13 protein-coding genes are annotated in these 9,611 nt (G+C 62.7%); 3 read left to right on the plus strand and 10 right to left on the minus strand.

The annotated features are described in order from the left end of the window. The 8 genes from Q1V57_RS07520 to folK form a co-directional block, all read right to left on the minus strand. Positions 1-185: GTPase (locus tag Q1V57_RS07520; RefSeq protein WP_300529268.1), on the minus strand; the 185-nt coding region annotated here is incomplete at its 3' end. Then, positions 175-864: a ribonuclease III gene (gene rnc, locus Q1V57_RS07525; protein WP_300529270.1), complete on the minus strand. Its 690-nt coding sequence runs from the start codon at positions 862-864 to the stop codon at positions 175-177. The genes Q1V57_RS07520 and rnc, both read right to left, overlap by 11 nt. Next, positions 857-1,270 carry a holo-ACP synthase gene (acpS, locus tag Q1V57_RS07530; RefSeq protein ID WP_300529272.1) on the minus strand — a complete coding sequence of 138 codons (414 nt, stop codon included), beginning with the start codon at positions 1,268-1,270 and terminating at the stop codon, positions 857-859. Before acpS ends, rnc begins: the two co-directional genes overlap by 8 nt. Then, positions 1,267-1,998: a pyridoxine 5'-phosphate synthase gene (locus tag Q1V57_RS07535; protein ID WP_300529274.1), complete on the minus strand. Its 732-nt coding sequence runs from the start codon at positions 1,996-1,998 to the stop codon at positions 1,267-1,269. Before Q1V57_RS07535 ends, acpS begins: the two co-directional genes overlap by 4 nt. A 2-nt stretch (positions 1,999-2,000) precedes the next feature. Further along, positions 2,001-2,585 (minus strand): orotate phosphoribosyltransferase, encoded by a 585-nt coding sequence (pyrE, locus tag Q1V57_RS07540; protein ID WP_300529276.1) that lies wholly within the window; start codon positions 2,583-2,585, stop codon positions 2,001-2,003. Beyond that, positions 2,582-4,792 carry a bifunctional (p)ppGpp synthetase/guanosine-3',5'-bis(diphosphate) 3'-pyrophosphohydrolase gene (locus Q1V57_RS07545; RefSeq protein WP_300529277.1) on the minus strand — a complete coding sequence of 737 codons (2,211 nt, stop codon included), beginning with the start codon at positions 4,790-4,792 and terminating at the stop codon, positions 2,582-2,584. Before Q1V57_RS07545 ends, pyrE begins: the two co-directional genes overlap by 4 nt. 33 nt (positions 4,793-4,825) lie before the next feature. Further along, on the minus strand, positions 4,826-5,206 hold the full coding sequence (rpoZ, locus tag Q1V57_RS07550; RefSeq protein WP_300529278.1) for a DNA-directed RNA polymerase subunit omega: 381 nt from the start codon (positions 5,204-5,206) through the stop codon (positions 4,826-4,828). Positions 5,207-5,297: 91 nt separating this feature from the next. Further along, positions 5,298-5,858, minus strand: a complete 561-nt coding sequence (folK, locus tag Q1V57_RS07555) for a 2-amino-4-hydroxy-6-hydroxymethyldihydropteridine diphosphokinase (RefSeq protein ID WP_300529279.1) — start codon at positions 5,856-5,858, stop codon at positions 5,298-5,300. Between folK and Q1V57_RS07560 the strand changes: the two genes are divergently transcribed. The 3 genes from Q1V57_RS07560 (at position 5,857) to Q1V57_RS07570 (ending at position 8,226) form a co-directional block, all read left to right on the plus strand. Continuing rightward, a complete protein-coding gene (locus Q1V57_RS07560) occupies positions 5,857-6,390 on the plus strand; it encodes an NYN domain-containing protein (protein WP_300529280.1) in 534 nt (177 codons plus the stop codon). The two genes, folK and Q1V57_RS07560, sit on opposite strands and share 2 nt — an antisense overlap. A gap of 5 nt (positions 6,391-6,395) precedes the next feature. Further along, entirely contained in the window at positions 6,396-7,046 is a 651-nt protein-coding gene (locus tag Q1V57_RS07565; RefSeq protein WP_300529282.1) for a uracil-DNA glycosylase, read from the plus strand. Between the two features lie 184 nt (positions 7,047-7,230). After that, positions 7,231-8,226, plus strand: a complete 996-nt coding sequence (locus Q1V57_RS07570) for a GlxA family transcriptional regulator (RefSeq protein WP_300529283.1) — start codon at positions 7,231-7,233, stop codon at positions 8,224-8,226. Here the strand turns inward: Q1V57_RS07570 and smpB are convergent. Both smpB and dapA read right to left on the minus strand, forming a co-directional pair. Next, on the minus strand, positions 8,223-8,690 hold the full coding sequence (gene smpB / locus Q1V57_RS07575) for an SsrA-binding protein SmpB (protein ID WP_300529285.1): 468 nt from the start codon (positions 8,688-8,690) through the stop codon (positions 8,223-8,225). The two genes, Q1V57_RS07570 and smpB, sit on opposite strands and share 4 nt — an antisense overlap. Next, on the minus strand, positions 8,687-9,568 hold the full coding sequence (gene dapA / locus Q1V57_RS07580) for a 4-hydroxy-tetrahydrodipicolinate synthase (RefSeq protein WP_300529287.1): 882 nt from the start codon (positions 9,566-9,568) through the stop codon (positions 8,687-8,689). Before dapA ends, smpB begins: the two co-directional genes overlap by 4 nt. Positions 9,569-9,611: the final 43 nt, after the last annotated feature.

Genomic DNA, 9,611 nt, shown 5'->3' on the forward strand with positions numbered 1-9,611 from the left:
ACAAGCACGATCTGCGTCGCCCCTTCCAGCGCCACACCGCGCACGGAAAAGCGCGTGGTCTGGACCTTGTGGGTGACGATGGTGACCTTTTCGCCGACCAGTGCATTGACCAGGGTCGACTTGCCGGCATTGGGCGAGCCAATGACGGCGACAAAGCCGCAACGGCGTTCCTGATTATCGGACATCCACGCCCTCCCGCGCCATCAGCGCTTCTGCGGCCTCACGTTCGGCCATTTGTTTTGATCGCCCCTCACCTTCCGCAGCATCGAGCGATCCGACTGTGACCTCAACGGTGAAGATCGGACGATGATCCGGCCCGGAGCGTTCGGTCAGGCGGTATTTCGGCGGCGTATGACCCGCCTTGGCGGCCCATTCCTGAAGGGCAGACTTGGCATCCTTGGGCTTGTGCCGCAGGGCCTCGATTTTCGGGCCCCAATACTTGTCGTAGAAAACCTGCACGGCCTCGCGACCGCCATCGAGATAAATCGCTGCGATCAGGCTTTCGCAGGCATCGCCCAGGATGGAGGTTTTGTTGCGCCCGCCGCCGGTCTCTTCCGAGCGCCCCATGCGCAGGGCTTTGCCCAGCTCGGCTGCGCGGGCCACGTCGGCGCAGGTTTCCTTGCGAACCAGGGCATTGAGCCGCGGCGCCAAAGCGCCCTCATCGGCGCCTTCGAACATGCGGAACAGGGCCTCTGCCGTCATCAGGCCCAGAACCCGGTCACCGAGGAATTCAAGCCGCTCGTAATTGCGTGCGGTCTTGCGGCCTTCACCGAAACTGGAATGGGTCAGCGCCCGTTCGATCAGTTCGCGATCGGTGAAAGTATAGCCAATGCGCTGTTCCAGCGCCTTGATCGGATTAGACACGCCAGCCTCCGATCGGCCGCGCCTCGATGACCACAAAGGCCTGGGCCCAGGGGTGATCATCGGTAATGGTGATATGGGTGAAGGCTTCCATGCCTTCCGGGGTCAGGTCCGCCACACGCTCCAAAGCCCGGCCTTTGAACTCGAGCGTCGGCTTGCCGCCGGGCAGATTGACGACACCAATCTCTTTCCACGACACACCGCGGGCGATCCCTGTGCCGAGCGCCTTGGCGCCCGCTTCCTTGGCGGCGAAACGCTTTGCATAGCTGGCCGCACGCATGCGACGCTTGTCGGACTTGGCCTGTTCGATCTCGGTAAAGACACGTTGCACGAAACGGTCGCCGAACCGGTCGAGCGACCGCTCGATGCGGCGAATATCCATCAGGTCGGAGCCGAGGCCGATGATCATGCCCGCGCCTCGGCGATCAGCCCACGCATCGTCGTCACCGCTTCACGCAGACCGCGGAAGATCGCTTCACCGATCAGGAAGTGGCCGATATTCAGCTCGACCAGCTCCGGAATGGCGGCAATCGGCTTGACCGTGTCATAGGTCAGGCCGTGACCGGCATGCACTTCCAGGCCGCGGCGGTGCGCTTCAGCTGCTCCCGCGCGCAGTAATTCCATATGCCCGGCAACGGCCTCGTCATCGCCGCGCAGAGCGGCCTCGCAATAGGCGCCGGTATGCAGCTCGACCACAGCCGCACCCATGGCTTCGGCGACCGCAATCTGGACCGGGTCTGCCTCAATGAAAAGCGAAACGCGGCAGCCCGCATCGGACAGGCGGCTGACGAAGGGGGCGATATGATTATGACCGGCGGCGACATCGAGCCCGCCCTCGGTGGTGCGCTCCTCGCGCTTTTCCGGCACCAGGCAGACCGCATGCGGTTTGTGACGCAGGGCGATCTCGAGCATTTCCTCGGTCGCTGCCATTTCCAGATTGAGTGGCAGTTCGATCTCGGCCATCAGCCGGTCGATATCCTCATCCGTGATATGGCGGCGGTCTTCGCGCAGGTGCGCGGTGATGCCGTCGGCGCCGCTTTCAGCGGCCTGACGGGCCGCGCGAACCGGGTCAGGATGGGCTCCACCACGCGCATTCCGGATGGTGGCGACGTGATCGATATTGACGCCGAGGCGCATGATCAGACGAGCCCCCGGCTACCCGGCTTGATGGCGGGAATGGCGGCCAGTTCCGGCGGCAGCTTGTCGGCCTCATAGGCCGGCACCTTGTACTGGGCCAGGGAGATCAAAGGCACGCCGACATCGGCTTCACCGCCGGAGCGGTCGACCAGGCAGCCTTCCGCGATCACGGTGGCACCGGTGGCGTTGATGGCGTCAATGCATTCGCGCGAGGACAGGCCGGTCGTCACGATGTCCTCGATGACCAGGACCTTGTCATCCTTGGACAGTTCAAATCCCCGGCGCAGGGTGAACTCGCCGTCCTGACGCTCAACGTAAAGCGCCTTCAGGCCCATATGCCGCGCCGTTTCATAGCCCGGCACAATACCGCCGACAGCGGGCGAAACGATTACGGTCGGCTCGATATCGAGCTCGGCGCGAACCTTCTCCGCCAGCGCCTTGCACAGGCGTTCCGTGCGTGCCGGTTCGGCAAAGACCTTGGCCTTTTGCAGGAAGACCGGGCTGCGCAGGCCGGAAGACAGGATGAAATGGCCTTCCAGAAGCGCGCCGGCGGCGCGGAATTCATCAAGCACTTCGTCGCGGGTCATAACTCGTCCACTTCAATATCTTCCAGTTCGGCCCGCATCCGCTCGGCGGAGACTACGACCTGGCTCATGCGCAGCGCGGCCAGCACATTGGCCAGGTGGCGGGTGTCGAACACTTCGACGTCAAACAGCATTTCAAAAAAGTCCGGCGCCCGGTTCAGGGTGCGGACATTGGCAATATTGGCCCGGTTCTCACCGGCGATCTTGGCGACCTCGGCCAGCGCGCCCGGCTCGTTGTGAAGCACGGCGAGAATGCGGGCCATGGAGACGGCACTGCCTTCCGCTTCCGGCGTCCAGGCCAGATCAAGCCAGCGATCCATCTCGTCTTCTTCGAACTGGACAAGACGTTCGCAGTCTATGGTGTGGATCTCGACCCCCTTTTCCGGGATCAAGACACCGACGATACGATCTCCCGGCAGCGGCGAGCAGCAGGACGCAAAGTGCAGCGTCACGCCCGGTGTCAGGCCCCGCCCGCGCACGTAGAGCCGTGCCTTCTCATCCTCGATCAGATCCCGGTCCTTGATTTCCGGCCGGTCTTCCTGACGCCCCGGGAAGGCAGCATTAAGGAAATCTGCCGAGGTAATCCGGCCGCGGCCGAGCGTCTCGTAGAGATCGTCGATATCGGTCAATTCCAGACGGCTGATCGCATCGCCCAGATCATCCTCGATCAGGGTCAGGTTTTCCCGGCGGAAGGCGTGATCGGCCATGATCTTGCCGATGCGCAGGAATTCATCGCGCTCGCTCTCGCGGATCAGACGCCGGATCGCCGCCCGGGCGCGCCCGGTAATGACCAGATTCTCCCAGCCGGCCGGCGGCTGACGGACCCCGCCCTTGACGATCTGAACCACATCGCCATTGCGCAATTGCGTGCGCAAGGGCCGTTCACGGCCATTGATCTTGGCGGCCTCGGTGGTGTGACCGAGCTCGGTATGAACCGCATAGGCAAAGTCCAGCGGCGTCGCCCCCGCGGGCAGCGAGATCAGATCACCCTTGGGCGTAAAGGCATAGACCTGGTCGGCGAACATTTCGAGCTTGGCGTGCTCGAGGAATTCGTCCGGATCGCCACCCTGGTTGAGGATTTCCACGAAGGGGCGCAAACGGTCGAGCGGATCGCCACCCGCCGCCTGGGCCGCGTCCGGGTCATAGCGATAGGTGGAGTTTTTGTAGCGCCAGTGCGCTGCGACACCGCTTTCAGCGATCGCTTCCATGTCCTCGGTGCGGATCTGCAGCTCAATGCGCACGCTATTGGGACCGATCACTGTGGTGTGCAGGGAGCGGTAATTGTTCGGCTTGGGCACGGAGATGAAATCGCGGAAGCGTTCCGGCACACAGCGCCAGGTCTGGTGCACAACGCCGAGCGCCTTGTAGCAATCATCCGGCTCGGTCACGATCAGGCGGAAGGCATAGATGTCGGCGATCTCGTCAAAGGTCAGCCCCTTGCGCTCGAGCTTGCGCCAGATCGAATAGGAGCGTTTCTCGCGGCCGAAAATACGCGCATCAATGCCGTATTTCATCATCAGCTCGGTGATCGCCTCGGAGACGACTGCGACCTCGTCGGCATGCTCTTCACGCAAAAGCTTGAGGCGCCGCGTGATCGATTCATGAGCGGCCGGGTTCACATGCTCGAACGCTAGGTCTTCCAGCTCGACACACACCCGGTTGATACCAATGCGGCGGGCCAGCGGGGCGTAAATTTCAAGCGTTTCACGGGCGATGCGTTCGCGCTTCTCCGGCCGTGAAATGGCGTCGAGTGTGCGCATATTGTGCAGGCGGTCACACAGCTTGACGATCAGGACGCGCACGTCCGAGGAGATCGCCACGACAAGCTTTTGCAGGTTTTCCGCCTGTTTGGTCCGCTTGGAGCGCAACTCCATCTGGCCAAGCTTGGTGACGCCATCGACCAGATTGGCGACTTCCTCGCCGAACAGCTCGACCAGCTGTTCATGCGTCGCCGGCGTGTCCTCGACGGTGTCGTGCAAGAGGCCGGTACAGATCGTGGCGACGTCCATCCGTAACTCGGACAGGATCATCGCCACTTCGGCAACATGAGCAAAATAGGGTTCGCCGGAGGCACGGCGCTGCGGCCGGTGCGCCTCTTCGGCAAAATCATAGGCCCGGCGCACGAAATCGCGGTCGACGGTCGGAAAATACCGTTCGATACGGGCAACCAGCTCGTCCGCACTAGGAATGGCGGGCGGCGGCGAGGCCAAGTTGGGTGACGTCGCGCCGGAACTCAACGCGGGTTAGAGGCGGCCGTCCGGCGCGCCATCCCGGTCGGCCTGCAGGGCCTTGAGCATTTCGGACTCGTCCAGCTCGATCGGTGCCGGCAGAGCTTCCATCTCTGCTTCCGCCGGAGCGGCTGCAGCCGTGTCGTTCTCCTGCTCCTCGTCTTCGCTCGGCAGCACGCGCTGCAGACCGGTGACCAGGCTCTCTTTTAGACCATCCATGTCGAGCGTCTCGTCGGCGATCTCACGCAGGGCCACAACCGGGTTCTTGTCGTTATCGCGATCGATGGTCAGCGCGCTGCCGGCGGAAATATTGCGGGCGCGGTGCGCGGCCAGCAAAACCAGGCGGAAACGGTTCGGAATTTTATCGATGCAGTCTTCGACAGTAACGCGGGCCATGCGCGCAGTCTCCTTGACGGACGCTAATTCTAGGAACCGCGTTACCTATCCTCGCACGCGCACAAAAACAAGGCCCAGCTGCGCCTTGTGATCAGTTATTCTGCAACAGCCGGGTCGCGCTCAAATCGGCTGACGGCAGGGCTGCGATCAAACTGTCCAGCGCTCGCCCCGACTTGGGATGCGTCCAGTCCGGTGCGATCTCGGCCAGCGGACACAGGACGAAGGCTCTTTCGGCCATGCGGGGATGGGGCAGAACCGGCCCGGGCGCTTCGCGGATCAGGCCACGGCAATCGATCAGGTCGAGATCGAGCGGACGCGGCGCATTGCGGACCGAGCGCTGACGCCCGAACTCTGCTTCAATGGCATGTAATCGCTGCAATATCTCGTCGGGACCTTGCGCTGTTTCCACTTCGATGACGGCATTCACATAAGGCGGGTCGGACGGGTCCGGCCAGGCGGGGCTGGTCCAGAAGCTCGAGCGCCTGACGAGACGGAATCCCGCCTCTTCCATGGCGGTGATTGCAGCCCTCAACGTATCGGCGGGGCTGAGATTTCCCGATGGCAGGTTGGCGCCCAAGCCGATATAGATCGGCCCGGCATGATTTTGCTCTTTATTGCTTTGCTCTTTTTTATCAAAGGTATTTTGCGCCATGACCTTTTATCCCGACGAGCGCATCGGTCTCTTTATCGATGGCGCCAATCTGTATTCGACGACGAAATCACTCGACTTCGACATCGACTTCAAACGCCTGTTGGAGGAATTCCGCAAGCGCGGTCGTCTGTTGCGGGCCAATTACTACACGGCCTTGCTCGAGCAGGAGGACTATAATCCGCTCAGACCCCTGGTCGATTGGCTCGACTACAATGGCTTCTCGGTGATCAGCAAGCGGGCCAAGGAATATACTGACGACCATGGCCGCCGCCGGATCAAGGGCGATATGGATATCGAGCTGGCCATCGATATGCTCGAAGCGGCCAGCTATCTCGATCACATCATCCTGTTCTCCGGCGATGGCGACTTCTGCCGGGCCGTCCGGGCGGCCCAGAACAAGGGCGCGCGGGTCAGCGTGATCTCCTCGCTGAAATCGAGCCCGCCGATGATTTCCGACGATTTGCGCCGGGCCGCGGATAACTTCATCGAGCTTTACGACCTGGAACACATGATCGGCCGCGGCCGGGAGTAACGACAATGCTGCAACCGGAACCGCCGCTCTCCTGCGATCTCTGCCCGCGCCTTGTGACCTATCGCGAGGACACTGCCAAAACCTATCCGGACTGGCACAATGCTCCGGTCGCCTCGTTCGGCGAGGACAGTGCGCGCCTTCTGATTGTCGGCCTGGCCCCGGGGCTGCGCGGTGCCAACCGTACCGGCCGGCCCTTTACCGGGGACTGGGCGGGCGATCTGCTTTACGCCACCCTCGCCCGCCACGGCTTCACCCGCGGCACCTATGACAGCCGCGCCGATGACGGGCTCGAACTGGTCGACGCGATGATCACCAATGCGGTGCGCTGCGTGCCGCCGGAAAACAAGCCGGTCGGCGCCGAGGCCAATGCCTGCCGCCCCTTCCTCACCGACCGCATCGCCGCCCTGCCCGATCTGAAAGCCGTACTCGTGCTCGGCAAGATCGCCCATGACAATACCGTCCGGTCCCTCGGCCTGAAGCTCAAGGATGTCAGTTTTGGCCACGCGGCAGAGGCTGAGATCCCCGGACCGAACGGTCCGCTGCAATTGTTCGGCAGCTATCACTGCTCGCGCTACAATACCAATACCGGCCGGCTGACCGAGGACATGTTCAACGCCGTGTTCGCACGCATCCGGGCCTATCTCGACGCGCTTTGAGCACTTATGGCGCGCGGATCCAGGACCGGGATCACACCGCAACACCACCCGAATTGCCCCATGACAACTGCGGCCGGAGAGGCAAACACCGCTGCGCAGCTGGCAGGAATTGCCGCCTGGTTCGGCCAGGCAACCTTTAGAATTTTAGCTGGAAGCGGGGCGTGAATCTTGGCATAAACGCCTCATGCCCACCTTTTCTGCCAGCTCCGCGACCGATCAGCGCCGTATCGCCTTCGTGCTGTTTGAAAACGCCAAAATGCTCGACATCACCGGGCCATTGCAGGTCTTCGCCGATGCCAACCAGATCCTCGGCTACCAGGCTTATGTAACAGTGCTGGCATCCCTGTATGGCGGTCCGGTGGAAACCGATACCGGCGTCCTCCTGAACACCCGTCGACTGGCCGGTGTCGGGCTGGATGACATGGACACGCTGATGGTTTCCGGCGGCGATGGCGTCCACTCCGCCTGCCGCGATGCCCGCCTGGTCGGGGCTATCCGACTGGCCAGCCGCAAGTGCGGCCGCGTGGCCTCGACCTGCACCGGTGCGTTCTTGCTCGGCGCCGCCGACCTCCTCGACGGGCACCGGGCGGTGACCCACTGGAATGCCTGCGAAGGCCTGGCCACGGCCTATCCTGATTGCCAGGTCGAGTCCGACCCGATCTTCATCGAGGACCGCGGCGTTTGGACCTCGGCCGGGGTAACGGCCGGCATCGACCTCGCCCTGGCCATGGTCGAGGCCGATCATGGCCGCGAAACAGCCCTGGAACTGGCGCGGCATCTCCTGGTCTATGTCAAACGGCCTGGCGGCCAGTCTCAGTTCAGCGAAGCACCGCAACAGCAATCGCGCACCGCAACCGGCCGGTTCGACGCGCTGCATTTCTGGATGAAGGATAATCTCACAGCCGATCTGCGGGTCGAACAGCTCGCCGTACGCTGCGCCATGAGTCCGCGCAATTTCGCCCGCATTTATGCGGAGGAAACCGGACAGACCCCGGCCCGCGCGGTGGAACAAATGCGCGTCGACGCCGCCCGCCAGGCCCTGGAAGACCCGGATCAATCGATCAAGGAAGTCGCGACCCGTTGCGGGTTTGGCAGCGATGAACGCATGCGGCGAAGCTTCACCCGCCTGCTCGGCGTTTCGCCGCAGGCCTATCGCAAGAATTTCGCCGTCGCGGGTTAGCCGCGCTCCTTCATCAGGCGCGCTTTCTGCTTGTTCCAGTCACGGTCCTTGATGGTCTGACGCTTGTCGACCGTCTTCTTGCCCTTGGCCAGACCAATGAGAAGCTTGGCCATTCCCCGGTCGTTGAAATACAGCCGCAAGGGAATAATGGTGCGGCCTTCGCGGGCCACCGCCCCCTGGAGCTTGGCAATCTCGCGCCGTTTGAGCAGGAGTTTGCGGTGGCGGCGCGGTTCGTGGTTGAAGCGATTGGCCGGGCCATAGGTCGGAATATCAGAATTGATCAGCCAGACCTCGTCATTCTCCGGGCTGACATAGCTTTCCGCGATATTGGCCTTGCCCTCGCGCAAGGATTTCACTTCCGATCCGACAAGCGCCAGACCGGCTTCGAAGGTTTCCTCGATTTCGTAGTCGAACCGGGCCCGGCGGTTGATCGCGACGGCCCCGTCCTCACGCGGTTTGTTCATGCCGGCTCCAACAGGCCAGCGATCGCCATGGCCTCACGCACGGCCGCCTGCGAGGCCGCGGCCGGCTCGGTCAACGGCAAGCGCAGCTCGCGCGAGCACACCCCCAGGAGCGACATGGCGTATTTCGCCGGCCCCGGGCTGGAGGAGGTGAACAGGGCGTGGTGCAGCGGCAGCAGCTGATCATTGAGTTGACGCGCCAACTCCCAATCCCCCTGCAGGGTCGCCTCCTGGAAACGCGCACACAATTCCGGGGCCACATTCGACGTAACCGAGATCGCGCCCACACCGCCCGTAGCGTTATATCCAAGGGCGCTCGGATCATCGCCGGACAGCTGGACGAAACGGTCACCGATCAGGCGGCGATGCTCGGAAACCCGCGCCATATCGCCGGTGGCGTCCTTGATTCCCACCACGTTGGAGAGCCCGGCAATGCGCGCCACAGTCTGCGCATCGATGTCGACGACCGTGCGGCCGGGGACATTATAAACAATGATCGGCAGATCGCAGGAGGCGTTGATGGCGGAGAAATGCTGGTACAGCCCCTCTGCATTGGGCTTGTTATAGTAAGGCGCGACGACGAGCCCCGCATCGGCCCCCAGCTCCATAGCCCGCTTTTGGTTGGCAATGGCGACGGCGGTCGAGTTGGACCCGGTTCCGGCAATGACCGGAACCCGGCCGGCCGCGGTTTCCACAACGATTTCAACCACCCGCATGTGCTCAGCAAATGTCAGCGTGGCGGATTCGCCTGTCGTGCCACACGGAACCAGCCCGTGCGTACCGGCCGCGATCTGACGTTCTGCAAGCGCGGCAACCATATCTTCATCGACGGCACCGTTCTTGAAAGGCGTGACGAGCGCAGTGATGGAGCCCTTGAACATGTTTCAATCTCGAAAGCTGATTATGAGGCGGCGGACCATATCG

Origin of the sequence: Maricaulis sp. (genome assembly GCF_030149425.1) — a bacterium.
Classification (GTDB): domain Bacteria; phylum Pseudomonadota; class Alphaproteobacteria; order Caulobacterales; family Maricaulaceae; genus Maricaulis.